Origin of the sequence: Guptibacillus hwajinpoensis, assembly GCF_020171785.1 — a bacterium.
GTDB lineage: Bacteria > Bacillota > Bacilli > Bacillales > Guptibacillaceae > Guptibacillus > Guptibacillus sedimenti.
On record NZ_JAIVAE010000005.1, the window covers coordinates 13,199 to 31,314 of the forward strand.

Annotated in this window: 15 protein-coding genes and 1 pseudogene; 14 read left to right on the top strand and 2 right to left on the bottom strand. The window is 33.1% G+C overall.

What is annotated here, in order from left to right:
• Positions 1-151 precede the first annotated feature (151 nt).
• From LCL91_RS08805 to LCL91_RS08850, 10 genes are all read left to right on the top strand, one after another.
• Positions 152-1,393, top strand: coding sequence for an O-antigen ligase family protein (locus LCL91_RS08805; RefSeq protein WP_224881765.1), 1,242 nt, complete (start codon positions 152-154; stop codon positions 1,391-1,393).
• A gap of 79 nt (positions 1,394-1,472) precedes the next feature.
• Positions 1,473-2,624 carry a glycosyltransferase gene (locus LCL91_RS08810; RefSeq protein ID WP_224881766.1) on the top strand — a complete coding sequence of 384 codons (1,152 nt, stop codon included), beginning with the start codon at positions 1,473-1,475 and terminating at the stop codon, positions 2,622-2,624.
• Positions 2,625-2,636: 12 nt separating this feature from the next.
• On the top strand, positions 2,637-3,560 hold the full coding sequence (locus LCL91_RS08815) for a glycosyltransferase family 2 protein (RefSeq protein WP_224881767.1): 924 nt from the start codon (positions 2,637-2,639) through the stop codon (positions 3,558-3,560).
• Between the two features lie 68 nt (positions 3,561-3,628).
• A complete protein-coding gene (locus LCL91_RS08820) occupies positions 3,629-5,053 on the top strand; it encodes a lipopolysaccharide biosynthesis protein (RefSeq protein WP_224881768.1) in 1,425 nt (474 codons plus the stop codon).
• A 5-nt stretch (positions 5,054-5,058) separates the two neighbouring features.
• A complete protein-coding gene (gene rfbA / locus LCL91_RS08825; protein WP_224881769.1) occupies positions 5,059-5,937 on the top strand; it encodes a glucose-1-phosphate thymidylyltransferase RfbA in 879 nt (292 codons plus the stop codon).
• Positions 5,938-5,952: 15 nt separating this feature from the next.
• Positions 5,953-6,513 carry a dTDP-4-dehydrorhamnose 3,5-epimerase gene (gene rfbC, locus LCL91_RS08830; RefSeq protein WP_224881770.1) on the top strand — a complete coding sequence of 187 codons (561 nt, stop codon included), beginning with the start codon at positions 5,953-5,955 and terminating at the stop codon, positions 6,511-6,513.
• A gap of 4 nt (positions 6,514-6,517) precedes the next feature.
• A complete protein-coding gene (gene rfbD / locus LCL91_RS08835; protein ID WP_224881898.1) occupies positions 6,518-7,372 on the top strand; it encodes a dTDP-4-dehydrorhamnose reductase in 855 nt (284 codons plus the stop codon).
• A complete protein-coding gene (gene rfbB, locus LCL91_RS08840) occupies positions 7,373-8,395 on the top strand; it encodes a dTDP-glucose 4,6-dehydratase (protein WP_224881771.1) in 1,023 nt (340 codons plus the stop codon).
• Positions 8,396-8,478: 83 nt separating this feature from the next.
• Positions 8,479-9,645, top strand: a complete 1,167-nt coding sequence (locus LCL91_RS08845; RefSeq protein ID WP_224881773.1) for a nucleotide sugar dehydrogenase — start codon at positions 8,479-8,481, stop codon at positions 9,643-9,645.
• Positions 9,646-10,057: 412 nt separating this feature from the next.
• Entirely contained in the window at positions 10,058-10,630 is a 573-nt protein-coding gene (locus LCL91_RS08850; protein ID WP_224881775.1) for a transposase, read from the top strand.
• A gap of 24 nt (positions 10,631-10,654) precedes the next feature.
• Here LCL91_RS08850 and istB (LCL91_RS08855) read toward each other — a convergent pair whose 3' ends face one another.
• A complete protein-coding gene (istB, locus tag LCL91_RS08855; protein ID WP_224881778.1) occupies positions 10,655-11,428 on the bottom strand; it encodes an IS21-like element helper ATPase IstB in 774 nt (257 codons plus the stop codon).
• Positions 11,428-12,957: an IS21 family transposase gene (istA, locus tag LCL91_RS08860; RefSeq protein WP_224881780.1), complete on the bottom strand. Its 1,530-nt coding sequence runs from the start codon at positions 12,955-12,957 to the stop codon at positions 11,428-11,430. Before istA ends, istB (LCL91_RS08855) begins: the two co-directional genes overlap by 1 nt.
• Before the next feature lie 163 nt (positions 12,958-13,120).
• Between istA and LCL91_RS08865 the strand changes: the two genes are divergently transcribed.
• The 4 genes and pseudogenes from LCL91_RS08865 to galU all read left to right on the top strand — a co-directional run bounded on the left by LCL91_RS08865 (position 13,121) and on the right by galU (position 17,690).
• The gene (locus tag LCL91_RS08865) at positions 13,121-14,128 is read left to right on the top strand and encodes a Mu transposase domain-containing protein (RefSeq protein ID WP_224881782.1); all 1,008 of its coding nucleotides are present in this window, start codon (positions 13,121-13,123) and stop codon (positions 14,126-14,128) included.
• Entirely contained in the window at positions 14,125-14,874 is a 750-nt protein-coding gene (istB, locus tag LCL91_RS08870) for an IS21-like element helper ATPase IstB (RefSeq protein WP_224881783.1), read from the top strand. Before LCL91_RS08865 ends, istB (LCL91_RS08870) begins: the two co-directional genes overlap by 4 nt.
• An 810-nt stretch (positions 14,875-15,684) precedes the next feature.
• Entirely contained in the window at positions 15,685-16,389 is a 705-nt protein-coding gene (locus LCL91_RS08875) for a hypothetical protein (protein WP_224881784.1), read from the top strand.
• A gap of 414 nt (positions 16,390-16,803) precedes the next feature.
• Positions 16,804-17,690 (top strand): annotated as a pseudogene (gene galU, locus LCL91_RS08880) (UTP--glucose-1-phosphate uridylyltransferase GalU).
• Positions 17,691-18,116 lie beyond the last annotated feature (426 nt).

Below are 18,116 nucleotides of genomic sequence, written 5' to 3' on the forward strand. Positions count from 1 at the left end.
AAATCAATAATAATCAAATTATCTAGTCACCGTAGACTTTAATTTGTACCTTAAAAAAGATGAGGCTGATAAGTAATTAAAAGTTTGGTATCTTACCAGATGAAATTTAGAAGAGTAAACAAAGTATCCTTGAAAAGGGAGTATATAATAAATGAGTTTTCATAAGGTCACCTTATTATCTGTTATTTTAACACTTCTTTCTGGAACTTTTTCGCTACAAAGGATTCCAAATTTAGATGTTAATTTGGAAATTAGATTTGTTTTTATATTTATTTTACTACTTTGTTTGATATTGTCAATTCCTGGAAAAGTAATAGGTTATCAGGGTAATATAATACCTGAAAATATGAAAATATTTTTAGGTATTAACTATATTTTTGCTATACTACTAAGTTTATCCGCAATGTATAGTGAAGATAAAAAATTATCCTTTCTAGGTATATTTGATATTTTAGTAATAATATTAATTATAAGTATTTCAATTTACTCGTTAATAAGTATTGTACAAAAGGACTTAATCAAATTCATATCTTTAATATGGATAATAATTGGAATACTGTACTTTATTCCAATTATATTAAGCGTGATCAATGGTGATATGAGAGGTCAGAGTATTAGTGGTCCCAATGTATCAACAAGAATTCTTTTTTTTGCAACATGTTGCGCATTATATAGTTGGTTAACTAAAGATAAAAAATTATACCTCCTTATATCGTTGATGTTTATTTCAGGAATAATACTATTGGGTTCAAGAGGAGGAGTAGTTGGAGCTCTTGTAACACTGTTAATATTATGGGTCATTCACAAGTTCTCAAATGTTAAAAAAGTGAAAATATCATTTGGAATAAATTTCAGGATGGTAGCAATTTTCGCATCATTATTAAGCATAATAATCATTTTTGGTAGCTCATTAAAGAAGGTTATAAACGAAAGGATTATTGGAGTTACTTTTCGATCAACGGGAGAAATTTATACTTCTGGACGTGACACAATCTATTCGGATGCACTAACAATGATTAAAGAAAATCCTTTGATTGGATACGGTATTAACTCTTTTGGGTATTATTCTAATTATGGGTATCCTCATAATTTATTATTAGAATTAATGCTAGATATAGGTTTTTTAGGATTGATATATTTTATTATTTTATTATTTTATTCTATAAGAATCATAGTTGATTTCAGAAATAGTCCTTTATATGTATTATCGGGAATTCCATTATATATGATTGTAGTGCAAATGTTTTCTGGTGGTCTTTATGATTTTAGATATTATTTTTTTTGGATATTAATATTATTTTATTATCAACAGACTAGTGTCCTTCTAGATATTAAGTCAAAGAGAATAGTTGGAAATCCACTGAGAAATAATCGTGTTATTATAGAAGGTTAAATAACCTTCTATAATAACAATATTATGAGAAAGTGGAATTTTTGTTAGAAAATACATTTATCATATGGAAGTCGGTGAAATGATGAAAAAAGTATATGTTGCAACAAAAGCTAGGGGTTTTTTAGTGAGTCTATTCAACAGTAATATTAAGAATATTGAATTTATCTATAAAAAAGATAAATTATATGAAACTAATTCAAAATTAAAGAAGTACATATCTAAAATAGTGAAATCGAAGTTTTCAGATCATGTAGGTATTATAAGAAGGTTGGATATTCCAGATGGAAATTTTGATATTGCTTTTAGTTACAATAGGTTTCTTAAATCCTCAAAAAAATACATTATCTATCTTGAAAATCCATTAGCACTAATGCACTATTCCACCGGGAGAAATAAGTCCTATTTAGGAAAGGCGAAATTAAACAAGTATCTCAAAGATCCTAATTTAGTTTCAATAATTTGCTTATCTAAAGCGTGTTTCGATACACTTAATAATTTCTATTCTATACCTGAAAGAATTATTATTGAGCAAATATACCCATTAATTCCTAATGACGGAAATCTAAATCCTGAAAAAATAAGTTTAAAATGCCATAACAAGGAAATTCGATGTTTATATATATCATCAAATTTCAACCTTAAAGGTGGAAAAGATATCATTGAAACATTTAAGAGATTGAAGATTCAAGGTATAGATAATATAAAGTTGAAAATAGTTACTCAAATTGAGTCGGTACATAATAGTTCATTAAAAGAAATTAACAATAATAAAAACATTGAGCTATACAATTTCAATTTTAATAAGGAAGAACTGAATGAAATTTACTCTTCATCAAATATCCTATTAAATCCTACGAGACAAGATAGTTTCTCTCTAGTTGTGTTAGAAGCTATGAAAAATGGAAACACAATTATTACTACTGATTTATATGCAATTCCTGAAATGGTTAAAAGTAACATTAACGGGTATTTGACAGAACCCAGATTCAGATTTTTTAATTACGATAATATGCCTAACTTAGAAGTATGGAATAACAGAAAGAATACAATTTATTCGGATTATACAGATTTTGAAATAGTTAATTTTATATATGAAAAATTACTTAGTTTAAATAACAATAGAGCTGAACTGGAAAGACTCTCATTAAATTCTTATAAAGAAGCAAATACAGGTGCATTTAATGAAGAATCTATAAAAAATAAGTGGAGTAGTATAATAAATGGTATTTAATTGGAGGAAACAATGATAGGAATAATAATATTAAATTATGTAACGTGGGACGAAACTGCAAGGTGTATAGAAAGTATATTTATTAAAGAAAAAAAAAGTAAGTATCATATTTATCTAGTGGATAATGCCTCAAAAGTAGATGCCCCCCAAAAAATAAAAGATTTATTAAAAGACTCCAGAGTAACCCTAATAGAAAATAAAGAAAATAATGGATATTCTGCCGGCAATAATGTAGGTATTAAACGAGCAATACTGGATGGTTGTAAAGAAATATTAATTTCAAATAATGACATAATATTTACCCAAAACAGCATCTATGAAATGAAAAAGTATCTAGATGCTAATAAAAAAGTAGGTATAGTTGGCCCAAAAATCTTCCTACCTAATGGAGATATACAAATGATTAATATGGGGGTAAAAACTGGTTTAAAGGAAAAATATAAGTATCTTTTGAGGAAAACAATCTTCGCACCATTAGTAGGAGAATTTTTAAGAGAATTCTGTGCAACTGATAAGGATTTAACTAAACCGTTTGAAGTACATTCAGTTTCAGGTTGCTGTTTTATGATGAGTGAAGAATGTGCAAAAGCTATTACTCCATTTGATGAGAATACATTTCTATATCAAGAAGAATTGATAATAGGTATGAGAATGGAGAAAAAAGGTTATAAAACTGTTTATTTACCTGCTAGCGAAATAACCCATGCTCATGGACAAAGTACTAAGCATATAAAAGCTTTCTCGTATACTTGCTTAGTTAGTAGTGAGTTATATTATTTTAAAAGGTATATTAATGCTTCAATACTTGTTTTAACACCTCTGTATATATTTCGAACATCAAAATATTTATTTTATGCTATAAAGTATAATGACTTCAAGAAAAACACTAGGAACTATTTTAAAGAAACTCTAAATACATTGATATTGAAAAACTAGCAACTCCTAATATTTCTTTATCGTCAAAGAAAACAAAAAAACAAATAGAAATTAAGGATCGTTTTTAAATGCGAAAAAGTTTAGGTTTTAAGAAGTTTTATAGTAATTTAATTTTTGCTTTTATTGCTCAACTTACATCTTTTTTATTAAGCGCAACAATGGCTCTTATCGTACCTAAGGTTCTTGGATTGGAAGGATTCGGATATTTTCAGCTTTACATTTTTTATACTTCATATGTTGGATTGTTTCACTTAGGACTTAATGATGGTATATATTTGAAAAATGGAGGGGCGAAATATAACGACCTTAATTTTGAAAAAATCGGTCCTCAATTTTGGGTTGCATTTCTTTTACACTCTTTCTTAGCTGTAATAATAATTGTATTAAGCATTGTATATATTGATGTATGGGATAGGGTTTGGGTGTATATCTTAGCTGCGATAAGCATACCATTAATAAACTCAATTGGTTTTTTAGGGTATATATTCCAAGCAGTTAATAAAACGAAGATCTTCTCGATTTCAGTAATAATTGATAAGCTGTTTTTCATTTTAGTACTAACTATATTGCTAGTACTAAAATGCGATAATTTTATAATATTTATTGTTCTAAATATATTAGGGAAGGTAATATCTTTATTTTATTGTTTGAAGCATGGATCAAGAATCATTTTTGTAAAAATGATATTGAGTAAAGAAGTTTATAAAGAAATTTTTGAGAATATTTCAGTGGGTGTTAATCTATTATTTTCTAATTTAGCAAGTTTGTTAATCATTGGTTTTGGTAGATTTGTAGTAGATAGACAATGGGGAATAACAGAGTTTAGTAAATTGTCATTGGCTTTAACACTTGCTACATTTTTGCTTGCTTTTATTACTCAAATTAGTATGGTTTTATTTCCAGCACTTCGTCAGTCAGGGGAAAGTCAGCGTAGAAAATTTTATGTTCACTCTCGAGATTTTTTAGGCGTGACTTTGTCAGGATTACTGCTTTTATATTTCCCTCTAAAGTATTTTCTGCATTTTTGGTTGCCTGAATATCAGGATAGTTTAATTTATTTAATTATATTATTACCTTTGTGCTCTTATGAGGGGAAAATGAATATGCTCTGTACTACTTATTTTAAAGTAATGCGTAAGGAAAAATACTTGCTGAAAATTAATTTTATTACGTTAGTTTTGAGTGTGGTACTTAGTTATATTTCAGGTTTTATAATTCAGAATATATTTGCTGTGACACTATCAATATTAATATCAATTGCTTTCAGAAGTATCATATCTGAAATATACTTATCAAAACTGATGCAAAGTACAGTTGTTTCAAATATTGTCAAAGAATCAATACTTGTAATAGTATTCATTTTATCGAATTGGTACTTCGATGTACTCATTAGTTTTTTTATTTATCTATTAGCATATATGATTTTTCTATTGTCTTATAAAAAAGTTCTAATTCGTCAACTAGGATTATTAAGAAAAATGGTGAAAGGATGATACTTATGAAAGGAATAATCTTAGCGGGTGGTAGTGGTACGCGTTTATATCCATTGACTATGGTAACTAGCAAACAATTGCTACCAGTTTATGATAAACCCATGATATATTACCCCCTATCAACTTTAATGCTTGCTGGCATTAAAGAAATATTAATTATATCAACTCCGGAGGATACCACTCGATTTAAAGAACTACTAGGAGATGGGTCTCAATTTGGAATAAGTTTAGAATATAAAGTTCAACCAAGACCAGATGGACTTGCGCAGGCTTTTATAATTGCAGAGGATTTTATTGGAAGCGATTCTGTTGCTATGATTTTAGGAGACAACATATATTATGGTAGTGGTATGAGGAAAATACTTGAAAAAGCCTCGTGTAAAATTAAAGGTGCTACCGTATTTGGATATCATGTAGCAGATCCCGAACGTTTTGGTGTAGTAGAGTTTAATGAAGCTGGTAAGGTAATTAGTGTGGAGGAAAAACCTAAAGCACCAAAGTCTAATTATGCAATTACTGGTTTATACTTTTATGATAACCGCGTTGTAGATATTGCAAAAAAAGTTGAACCTTCTAAACGCGGTGAACTAGAAATCACATCAATTAATGAAGAATACCTTAAAACAGGTGAATTAGAAGTTGAACTTTTAGGGCGTGGTTTTACATGGTTAGACACAGGAACTCATCAAAGTTTGGTAGAAGCGACAAATTTCGTTAAGACTGTCGAAGAGCATCAAGGTATAAAAATTGCTGCTCCCGAAGAAGTGGCATATATATTTGGCTGGATTGGAAAAGAGCAACTCATTGAATCAGGTGAATTATTTTCTAAAACTGGATATGGAAAATACCTGTTAAAAGTTGCAAATGGAGAAATAAAATATTAATCCTAGAGGTGCAGTATGAAGATTATTAAAACAAATTTAGAAAATGTAATAGTAATTGAACCAAGAGTATTTGGTGATCATCGTGGGTGGTTTATGGAAACTTATAACGATAGTGAATTTAAAGAAGTTGGACTTGATTTGAATTTCTTACAAGACAATCATTCTTTTTCAGCTACAAAGGGAACTTTGAGGGGATTGCATTATCAAATGAATCCAAAAGCACAAACAAAACTAGTACGATGTACAAAAGGGTCAATATTTGATGTTGCCGTAGATATTCGAATTGGAAGTCCCACTTATGGTGAATGGTATGGAGTTGAATTGACTGAAGAGAATAAAAAGCAATTGTTAGTTCCTAAAGGATTTGCACACGGCTTTATGACTTTAACTAGTAATGCTGAAGTTCAATATAAAGTGGATGAATTATATGCTCCTGAATGTGATCGTGGCATCATTTGGAATGATCCGGATATTGGTATTGAATGGCCAGTTGATATTACACCTATATTATCTTCCAAAGATGAGACAGCTCCACTACTAGAGAAAGCAGAGAATAATTTTAAATATGGAAAATAATCCATTGAAAATATTGGTAACAGGTGCAACTGGTCAACTTGGTTATGATGTAGTTCGTCATGGTGTGGAACGGAATTTAAACGTTATTGGCGTAGGTTCTAATGAGTTGGATGTTACTAATGAAAAAAAGGTAACTGAATATATCAATCAATTAAAACCAGATGTCATTATTCATTGTGCAGCTTACACTGCAGTTGATAAGGCTGAAGATGATAGGGATGCATGTTGGAGTGTGAACGTAGAAGGTACCAGGTATCTTGCCAATGCAGCTAAAAACGTCGATGCAAAATTTATATATATAAGTACTGATTACGTATTTGATGGTGAGGGGTCAAATCCATTTAAAGAACAAGATACGCCTAATCCAATTGGGTATTATGGGCTCACGAAATATAAGGCTGAAGAAATAGTAAAACAAGAATTAGATAGATTTTTTATTGTTCGGATTTCTTGGGTATTTGGAATAAATGGGAAAAATTTCATCAAAACAATGCTCGGACTGGCCGAAACAAAAAGTGAATTAAATATTGTAGGAGATCAATATGGTTCCCCGACTTATACGTTTGATTTATCAAGGTTATTAATTGATATGATTCAAAGTGATAAGTATGGAATTTATCATGCATCTAATGAAGGTTTTTGTAATTGGGGAGAATTTGCTAAAGAAGTTTTCATACAAAATCAGAATAAGGTAGAAGTTAATCTTGTTACGACGGAAGAGTATCCTACTCGGGCTGTTCGACCTAAAAATTCTCGGATGTCAAAAAGTAAACTGATAAATAACGGATTCCATCCTTTACCAAAATGGCAAGATGCTGTTAAGAGATATCTAGAGGAACTAAAACAAGAGGTGAGATAGTTGAAAAGAAAAAAAATGTTAGTAACAGGTGGTTCGGGCTTTATAGGTGGTAATTTCGTTCAATACATGGTTAATAAATATCCTGAATATGTTATTTATAATTTAGATCTATTAACTTACGCTGGTGATTTAACGAAACATAAAGACATTGAAGTGAAAGATAATTATTTCTTTGTTAAAGCAGATATTGCAGATCGTGAATCAATCATGTCTCTTTTCGAAAAAGAAAAATTTGATTTTGTAGTACATTTTGCCGCTGAGAGCCATGTGGATCGCTCAATTACAGATCCAGGTGTGTTTGTACAAACTAATGTAGTAGGAACACAAACCTTACTTGATGCGTCAAAACATGTAGGTATTACTAAATTCTTACATGTATCAACAGATGAAGTTTATGGTGAGCTAGATTTTGACCCTACCACTTTCTTTACAGAGAACACTCCATTACAACCAAATAGCCCATATAGTGCGAGTAAAGCATCTTCGGATTTTTTTGTTCGAGCATATCATGAAACATTTGACTTACCTGTTAACATTACACGTTGTTCAAATAATTATGGCCCCTACCACTTTCCGGAGAAGTTAATTCCATTAACAATTTCCAGAGTATTAAATGAAGAAAAAGTTCCTGTGTATGGTGATGGTAAAAACATTCGTGATTGGTTACATGTTATTGACCACTGTTCAGCAATTGATTTAGTGCTGCATGAAGGGCAAATTGGTGAAGTATATAACGTTGGTGGGCATAATGAAAAAACGAACTTAGAAGTTGTAAAGTCCATTATTAACACACTTGGTAAATCAGAAACCTTAATAGAGTTTGTTGAAGACCGATTAGGCCATGATAAACGTTATGCAATTGATCCTACTAAATTGGAGCAATTAGGATGGGAACCGAAATATAATTTTGAAACAGGCATTGCTCAAACTATTCAATGGTATTTAGATAATAAAGACTGGTGGGAGCAAATTATAAGTGGGGAATATAAAGAGTACTTCGATAAGCAGTATGGTAGAAAATAAAAAAGACAAAATGGATAGAAGGTAGTTGTTCTATTTAAGGCTTATTAAAGTATTGGTTATATCATTGGGAGTGTTAAGTATACATGAAAATAACAATTGCAGGGACAGGCTATGTTGGATTATCAAACGCGATATTACTATCACAAAATAACGAAGTCATAGCATTAGATATTCTTCAAGAAAAAGTGGATATGATTAATAAAAAAAAATCACCTATAATAGATGATGATATTGAAGAATACCTCGCGACAAGAGAACTAAAATTAACTGCAACTACAGACCATTATAAAGCATTTAAAGATGCTGAATATGTTATCATTTCTACGCCTACCAATTATGATCCAGAAAAAAACTATTTTAACACAAGAACTGTTGAAGCTGTGATTGCTAATGTATTATCTATTAATCCGGATGCGGTTATGGTCATAAAATCTACAGTACCTGTTGGTTATACAGAGGCAGTGAGAGAGAAATTTGAAACAGAAAATATCATATTTTCACCTGAGTTTTTAAGAGAAGGTAAAGCTTTATTCGATAATTTAAATCCTTCAAGAATTGTTGTGGGTGAACGCTCTGAAAGAGCAGAAGTTTTTGCAAACCTATTAGTAGAAGGTGCTACAAAAGAGAATATTGAAGTTTTGTATACGAATTCAACAGAAGCTGAAGCTATTAAACTATTTGCAAATACATATTTAGCAATGAGAGTTGCGTTCTTTAATGAGTTAGATTCTTATGCAGAGGTTAGAGGACTAGATACTAAACAAATAATTGATGGTGTGGGTTTAGACCCTAGAATAGGCACTCATTACAATAATCCATCTTTCGGATATGGTGGATATTGTCTACCTAAAGATACAAAGCAATTATTAGCTAATTATGAAGATGTTCCAAATAATATTATGGCTGCAATAGTTGATGCCAACAGAACAAGAAAAGATCATGTTGCTGATATGATTATAAAACGAAAGCCAGAAGTTGTAGGAATCTATCGTCTTACAATGAAGATGGACTCTGATAATTTTAGACAGTCAGCAATACAAGGTGTTATGAAGCGTATTAAAGCAAAAGGAATTGAAGTTGTAGTTTACGAACCTGCGTTTAGTGATGATGAATTTTATAATTCTAGAGTTATCAATGATTTCGAAAAATTCAAAAAAGAAGCCGATATCATTATAGCGAATAGGCTATCTGATGATTTACTTGAAGTTAAGGATAAGGTCTATACAAGAGATTTGTTTAGTAGAGATTAAAAACAAGAAAGATAGTAATAGCGAATAAAAGATTAGATGGATTACGTATAACTCAATAATCACCCGGAAACTATTATGATGGTTTCCGGGTGATTTTTCTATGAAAATAAATCATTGGTTTAATTGATTCGGAAACTCATATACTCCAGCTTAATGGAGAATCATATCGCTTTAGACAATTTATGAAACAAAGGGAAGAAAATAATCACTAAGAAGGTGGCGCGAGGGGCAAATTCCCCTAAACCCCATTCCTCTGATTACGGCCAGTGAAATATACCACCAATGACATTCTATTTACCACCTAGTGACAAGAAATGTACCAGCAAATGCCAAGCTGTTTACCACTATGCCTTCTGTATAATTAGTGAGCACACCTTCAGGTGTGTCATTATTATTCAGGAGGTATTTTTGTATGATTCATTATCGAAAGATATTGGAATTACATGATGAGGGCATCAGCCTTAGAGGCATTGCTTCAAGCACTGGGCATTCTCGTCAAAAAGTAACACAGATCATCGGCCTTGCCGAAAAGAAGGGGTTAGTCTGTCCGTTAGAGGAAGAAATGACGGGTAAATGGATTGAGGAGTTTCTTTTTTCTGAGAAGACAATGGAGGCTTCGGGTCGACACCCGTTGAGTTTTGACTATATTCACGAGGAATTGGCAAAGCCCAATGTGACGCTTTCACTTCTTCACCATGAATATGAAGCCGAATGTAGAGCCAATCAAAAAATCCCATACTCTTATCGAAGCTTTTTGCGTCACTACAGTAATTATGCAGATAAGTACAAAGCTACTTTGCGCATTCGAAGAAAACCAGGCGAAATCATGGAAGTCGATTGGGCGGGTTCAACAGCTTTCATCATTGATAGAGATACTGGAGAAAAGGTGAAAGCCTATATGTTCGTTGCGACACTGCCGTGCAGTCAATTTTCATACGCAGAAGCAAGCTGTAACCGTCAACTAGAAATCAACAGTTTTCAGTAAATAAGATCTAACAGTTTCCGATAATTAAGAATCAACACCTTGGCTTTCGAACAATACCTTTCGGTATTTCATACGTATGCTGTGTTGTTTTTCACTAAATGTCAGGATTTCACTTCGGTGAAGTAAACGATCTAATATCGCAGTTGTGAGTGTAGTGTCTCCTAAAAACTTTCCCCATTCGTTAGGCCCTTTATTTGATGTAAGAATAAACGCTGCTTTATCATACATTTCGTAGATAAATTGAAAGAATAAATGGGCATCCTGAGGCTCATAAGCCATATACATGACATCATCGATAATAATTAATTCTGAATTCATAATGCGCTTATATCTGGTTTTTGATTTGCTGATATATTCTTTAGACTTTAATACATAAATTAATCGCTCCATTGATACAAACGATACCTGGTATCCACGCTCAATGGCGTGGATACCGAGTGCTGTTGAGAGGTGTGTTTTGCCAGCTCCTGTAGGACCCATCATAATCAGTGTGAAACATTCCTCAATCCAGGATAATTCTTTTAGTACATTAAGCTGTTTTTCACCAATTGCTGACTGTTCTTCAAGGCGAAATTGATCAAATGTGAGGTATTCAGGAAACTCAGCCCATTTCATCAATTTCTCACTGTTTTTACGTTCTCTACACTGGGTTTCATATGTCAGGATCTCATAGATAAGCTCATGGTAAGTCCAGCTTTTCGCCTCTGTTTCTCTTAAAAAGCGTGGCAGCTCTTTGGCCGTTTCTGCGAGTCGTAAGGCTCTGCACTTTTCTTGTAATGACTCGTATAATTCACTCATTACTTAAGCCCCCCTTGTAAGACATGAAGATAGATGTCTTCATGTCGTTCAGGCGCAGCTAAACTTTTATACTTTTCATTTTCGCTCCCTATAAGTTTAACTTGTTTCTTCTTTTCAACTTCAAGTGATACCGCAATGTCCCTGAGCTCATGAGAACTTTTCATCTGTAGTTTTTTCATCTTTATGATGGCTTCTTCGATTGAGTCTGGATAACGCTTGGAGATATCTAATACAACCTTTAATTGATCTGTTAGATGTCGTGGATACTGTTCTTGTAATTCCTTTACTAGCCATGTAACCAGATCCTCGTTAGGTAGATTCTGATATAGTTGTTGAATGAGAAGATCACGTTTTGTTCGATTGCGTTCACGATGTTCAGGACTCGTAATGACTAATCCTTTTTCAGAAGAGATCGTATGCTTCGCAATCAATTGACCGTTTCTTTCTTTTCGAATGATTAAATAGGGTGCTTCAACTTGTAGATACACATGGTTATGATGGTCATTTCTGAAAGTACCTAACGGTACGCTATAACGGTTTCCCTCATAACGAATGACATTGTCCTTGTGTACCTTTCTTGTTATAATATCTGTAGATACATTTTTGAAAATGTAGGTACCAGAGACCTTTTGAAGATGCGGCTTTTCCAGGGCGTGCACTTCAACTGGTCTTTTTTTCGTATTATGATGTTTTTTATAATTTCCGGTTCTTTCAAGCCATTTCATACAAGAAGATTGCCAGTCTAAAAGATTATCAAATGTACGATTCTTGGCAAAGTTATGTTTTACGTATTTAACTAACTGCTCTACTTTTCCTTTTGATTGGGGATCGGCTTTCCTACAGAGGTATACTTTGAATTTTCTTGTTTGGTGATACTTTGTAAAAGCAGCTGTGAAGATGATATCTCCTGCATTTTCACTAACAGCTAGTAAACGATCCTGATCATAAACAATCTCTTCTGTTATGCCCCCAAAATGCTGAAAAGCATTTTCTTGCATATGTATTAGGTCTTCTGTTCGAAAAGGACGGTTCAACCATTCAACGTATTTGAATCTAGAGTGTGAAAGCACAAAGCCTACAAAGTAGAGCTTTACTGAATCCCCATTTGTACTAGGAACTCTCATTTCTCCAAAGTCCGCTTGCATTTGTTTGCCCATCGGCAGCTCTGGTATCGCTCCAAATGTTCTGGTAGATACCTGCTTAGGAATGTGATAAAGCTCTCTAATTTCCTTTACATAATTCCTCACGGTGCCCTCTGAAACATGCTTAACGTTTAGTTTCTCCTGAAGCCAATCATGAATTTGTGCACTACTCAAATCATTGTGTTCATTTAACCAGGTTAGAATGTGATCCCGATAGGGATCAAGTTTCTTTTCTCTAGTCTGTAAGGAATGAACGAATGCCATAAACTCGTCTACTGACAATCCTAAATACTCGATGACTGTGTTTCTTGATACCCCTAACTTCCTAGAAATTGCACTATTAGTGAAACCTTCTTTTTTCAATTGATGAATCTCGTGATAAACCATATATCTTTCCACTCCTGTGTCCTCACCTTCAATAAACTGCTTTAAGTATATTGAAAGTGTTACTAGATTGACCAGTAACTGTTGATTCTTATTTGTGGAAACCTGTTTAATCTTATCTGATGAAAACTGTTAACTCTAGTTTAGCGTTTACACAAGCTTATCTATGGATTCGCATTCATGGATTACACTTCATAATAATGCTTATAAATACTTCGGTGGCACGACTCAAATTGTCGTTCCAGATAACCTAAAAACGAGCGTTACGAAACATACGACACGTGAACTGATATTAAATCCTGCCTACAAAGAAATGGCGGACTACTACAACACTGTCGTCATGCCAGCCAGGGTACGTACTCCGAAAGATAAAGCTAGTGTAGAAGGTTCAGTTGGCGTTATCTCTACCTGGATTATTGCAGCATTAAGAAATACGCATTGCTTCACAATTGATGAATTGAACGAAGAAGTTAGAGGAAAATTGGATGAATTTAATGAAAGACCCTTTACTCGAAAAAAAGGGTCTCGTTTGTCTGCATTTAAAGAAGAGGAGAAATTTGCGCTTTCTCCCCTTCCGATCGCACCTTATAAAATTTCTGAATGGAAAAAGACAACTGTAGCCCCTGACTATCACGTTTCTTTTGATAGCATGTTTTATTCCGTACCATACGAATATATCAATCGTGAAGTCGAGGTGAGAGTGTCAGATAACCTCGTAGAAGTATTTTTTAACCATATGAGAATTGCCTCTCATAAACGATTATATGGGAAATTTGGACAGACTACCACTATTCATGACCATATGCCAGATAATCACAAGTTATTCGTTGATCAAACCCCAGAAGCTGCGATTGAATGGGCAGAAAATATCGGAGAATCAACATTAAGTGTGATTCGTTATCTACTAGATACTTCACAGACAGAAAAGCTAGCTCTACAGTCCATATTCTCTTTGAAAAAGTTTGAACGTCGTTACACCAAATATGAGATTGAACGCGCTTGTAAAATGGTGCTTTCAATGACTAAAAGACCAACGGTCAAAAGTATTCAAACGCTACTGAAGACAAACAAAAAGAATGACGCAGAGCAAGAATTGAAACGGAAAACAGAAATCAACAAAAACAATTATGGCTTTACACGTGGAGCTTCTTACTATGGGGGAACGGATAAATGATGAATGAACAAACATTAACGAAATTAATCGAAATGAAACTAAGTGGGATGGCGGAAGCCTATAAGGAACAAGCAGCAAATAAAGAGTTTCAGAAAATGACTTTTGAAGATCGATTTAGTTTACTTGTCGATTTAGAACATGCCCGTCGAAAGAGCAATAAGCTTCAACGATTAATCAAAACAGCAACTTTTCTTAACTCCAATGCATGTATTGAAGACCTGGAATATCATGAGGATCGAAGATTAAACAAAGAGTTGATTTTGAAGTTGGCTAGTTGTACCTATATCCTCGATAGTCACAACATTATATTAAAAGGTCCTACAGGTTCAGGAAAGTCATTCATGGCTTCTGCCTTTGGAGTATCTGCTTGTCGCCAGTTTTTCAACGTTAAATATATTCGTTTACCAGAATTACTGGATGAACTCTCACTCGCGAAATTAGCTGCAGACGGAAGCTATCGGAAGAGCATAAAAAAATATACGAAAGTAGACCTCCTTATCCTAGATGAATGGCTTTTGACAGATTTAACAACGGATGAAGCAGCCATTCTTTTGGAAATTACAGAAGCTCGTCATAAGGTTGGTTCCACTATTTTTTGTTCACAGATTGATCCTAGTGGATGGCATTTAAAATTAGGAAATGAAACCATTGCGGAAGCAATTTTAGATCGCATTATTCATGACTCCTATCAAATTCTACTGGACGGAGAGGTTTCTATGCGTGAGCGTCATGGATTAGGCAGGTAACTATAAATCACATTGACTCCGAATGAGATTAAGAAAATTGTAGAATACTAATATTGGATGGGTTTCTAAAGCTAGATTCCTTTCCCACTAAGTAATTAATCAACAATAAAAGCCCTCCAGATTCCTAAATTGTTAATCTGTAGGGCTTTCTTATCCATTGGTAAATGTGTTGGCGTTGCCTGGTAAATTCCTTGGCGAACTGTGGTAAAAAAGATGGCGAGGGTGGTAAAATCTCTTGGCTGTAATCACCCTCCCCCACATATGGTAATAACTTTGGAATGCCCTTATTAAAATAAGTGCAGAACACTGCATTTTTCTGTTGCAAAGGTCTAAACTTCTATTTTGCAATAAACAATTTATACGAACGAAGTTAAATCATCTGTACAAATGCATTATCTAAAAGAAAATAAAGAGTATGTATTAAGGGTGACAAACCTCTGCACTTTTCTATTATAATATACAGTAGCATTGTGTATCATTCGCGCTTTGGATTAAAATGTACGACTGACGAGGGGTATTCTACTTTTTCAGGAACTTTGTGAAGCGCAGCGGTTAGTGAAGTTAAGAGAAAAACACGAAGCATTTCTTAGAGGGTCACAAGTGACTGCTATTCTTGAGTACTGCCAGGAACCAAGGGACATAAATAAAAAGATTTATAAATAAAAGGTATACAGAAAATTTTGGTAGAATAAGATAGAGGTTCTAACAATCTGACAATTACTAAATAAGGATAAATACCCCACAGCATATAGAGATGACTGTTAATTAAATATAAATTTATTTCAAAGTTATGGTAGGTGAGATTATTGCATGAAAGAGTGGATTAAAAGAAATTTCAATGAGGGTTTATTTGAATTCATTTTTCGTCCTATTAGGAAAGCTTTTAGGTTTAAAGAGATTGAGCAAAAAAATAAAAACTTTTATTGGTTCTACTTTATTACGTTGTTGGTTTCGTTTAACTTGCTAGGTATGGGACTGACAAAATTAATAATGGCTTTTAAAATGCCTCTTATAGATCTTGATGTAATAAAGTCTGATTTTATAATTTATGGTGTAGCGTTATTTGTTTCTGTAATATTTATAGTTGGATTTTTCCAATGGAAGGCTCCAAAATGTATAAAGGGGTGTTGTTCATGGGTTGTTGTGCTTTTTGAATTAGGTTCTGCGATATTGATATTATGTGCTACGTATAAACTAGGCGTATTTCTTTGGGTCACTACTAATTATCAGCCAATATTTATTTTAAAGCATCTAGCATTTTGGATTCCTTTTTCAATGGCATTTTATCCAATTTTATCTCGAATCTTTCGTCGACTTAAAGTAGGAGCATATATTTGGGTAGTTATTGCTATTATAATCATTCTCCCCCTTGCTGCAAAATTCGGTTGGTTTACAGGTATTACTTCCTATAATTCATATTTATCAAATAGTGGTGACGGAGTTGCATTAGTATCTTTTGGTTTACTCTTATTAGAATTTTCTCTGAGAAAGGCAAATGAATTACTTAATATTTAATAAAATACAGAATTTACAAGAAATAATTCAAGAAGCAATTTGACCATTTAGGGTCAACTTCATTGAGGAGAATTTACATAGTTTGAACAAAATAGCACATTGCGAAGTTATTAACTCTTTTGAATACGATGTATTATTACAAGTATATTTACAAATGAAGCAAGTTCATAGTTCCTGAGCATATCTTCATAAATGACTTACAATTTGGAACACTTTATTAATCCCCTTAAGTAGGCAGCTGATAGGAATAGTGGTAACTGCTACATAAGGGAATTTCTTATGTGTAGTTGGGAATATTTTGAGGAAAAGGTTTTATATAGTTTGGTTTATATTTATTCGAGTTTTTATATGAGATTGACAAAGTGATCATTACATATGTTTAATTCTTTAAAAGAAAAATTGGAGGGCTTATATATGAAAGTGAAAAAGGCAATTATCCTGCTGCAGGTCTAGGAACTAGATTTTTACCAGCTACAAAAACACAGCCAAAAGAAATGCTTCCAATCGTAGACAAGCCAACGATTCAGTATATTGTGGAAGAAGCAGTAGCTGCAGGAATTGAAGATATTATCATTGTAAGCGGTCGTGGAAAACGAGCGATTGAGGATCACTTTGATAAGTCTTATGAATTAGAAGAGACACTAACAAAGAAGCAGAAAGATAAGATGCTTGAAGAAGTAAAGGGGATCTCTAACCTTGCAAACATTCATTACATTCGTCAAAAAGAACCAAAAGGTTTGGGACATGCGATTGGGTGTGCTAGCCGTTTTATCGGTGATGAGCAATTTGCAGTGTTATTAGGTGATGATATTGTTCGTTCTGAAACACCATGTATTAAACAATTGATGGATGTGTTTGATCGCTATAGAAGTTCCGTTGTTGGAGTTCAACAAGTAGCCGAGCAGGATGTGTCAAAGTATGGTGTGATTGCACCTAAAGGTAGTGAGATGGAAGAAGGAACGCTTCCGGTTGAAACACTGGTTGAAAAGCCTGCAGTTGAAGACGCTCCTTCAAACTATGCAATCTTAGGGCGTTATGTACTTACTCCAGAAATTTTTGAGATTCTTGAGACATTGCCAACTGGTGCTGGTGGCGAAGTACAGTTAACAGATGCGGTTAAGGTGTTGAATGAGTCGCATGCTGTGTTGGCTCATGAATTCACGGGTGATCGGTATGATGTTGGGGATAAGTTTGGGTTTATTAAGGCGACTGTGGATTTTGCTTTGAAGAGAGAAGATCTTCAGGGTGAAGTGATGGCGTATTTGAAGAATGTTGGGGAGAAGGAATTGGCTTATAAATAGATTTATTTTTACAAATCAACAAAATGTGAGTTGAAAATATTAAGGATTGGTGGTCTGCAATTGTAAGAGGTCTATAGCTTTTTATGTACAAAATTTAATAATAATTTTCAATGTATAAATTTTATTTTAGATCACATGGTATGAAGCCAATGGTGGTTCTATCTATATCAAAAAGTATACTGGGTTGCTGATTCCAATTTTTTCAATAGGTATATTTTCAGCCGCTTTTTTGTTAAATATGGCTTTTTGTCATATTATAATGTACCTGTTATGTATATGAATATAAATATAAATAAATATAAATATATCTTATTTAGCAACAAAACTTCCACATATATGTGGTGGACTTACTATTTTATATTTACTAGTGATTATTATCGATAGTCAATCAAAATATACATTTACTGAACTTAAACCTTACAAAAG

Coding starts and splice junctions, on each gene's coding strand:
- LCL91_RS08805 (WP_224881765.1), top strand. CDS start 152: ATGAGTTTTCATAAGGTCACCTTATTATCTGTTATTTTAACACTTCTT.
- LCL91_RS08810 (WP_224881766.1), top strand. CDS start 1,473: ATGATGAAAAAAGTATATGTTGCAACAAAAGCTAGGGGTTTTTTAGTG.
- LCL91_RS08815 (WP_224881767.1), top strand. CDS start 2,637: ATGATAGGAATAATAATATTAAATTATGTAACGTGGGACGAAACTGCA.
- LCL91_RS08820 (WP_224881768.1), top strand. CDS start 3,629: ATGCGAAAAAGTTTAGGTTTTAAGAAGTTTTATAGTAATTTAATTTTT.
- rfbA (WP_224881769.1), top strand. CDS start 5,059: ATGAAAGGAATAATCTTAGCGGGTGGTAGTGGTACGCGTTTATATCCA.
- rfbC (WP_224881770.1), top strand. CDS start 5,953: ATGAAGATTATTAAAACAAATTTAGAAAATGTAATAGTAATTGAACCA.
- LCL91_RS08845 (WP_224881773.1), top strand. CDS start 8,479: ATGAAAATAACAATTGCAGGGACAGGCTATGTTGGATTATCAAACGCG.
- LCL91_RS08850 (WP_224881775.1), top strand. CDS start 10,058: ATGATTCATTATCGAAAGATATTGGAATTACATGATGAGGGCATCAGC.
- istB (WP_224881778.1), bottom strand. CDS start 11,428: ATGAGTGAATTATACGAGTCATTACAAGAAAAGTGCAGAGCCTTACGA.
- istA (WP_224881780.1), bottom strand. CDS start 12,957: ATGGTTTATCACGAGATTCATCAATTGAAAAAAGAAGGTTTCACTAAT.
- LCL91_RS08865 (WP_224881782.1), top strand. CDS start 13,121: ATGGATTCGCATTCATGGATTACACTTCATAATAATGCTTATAAATAC.
- istB (WP_224881783.1), top strand. CDS start 14,125: ATGATGAATGAACAAACATTAACGAAATTAATCGAAATGAAACTAAGT.
- LCL91_RS08875 (WP_224881784.1), top strand. CDS start 15,685: ATGAAAGAGTGGATTAAAAGAAATTTCAATGAGGGTTTATTTGAATTC.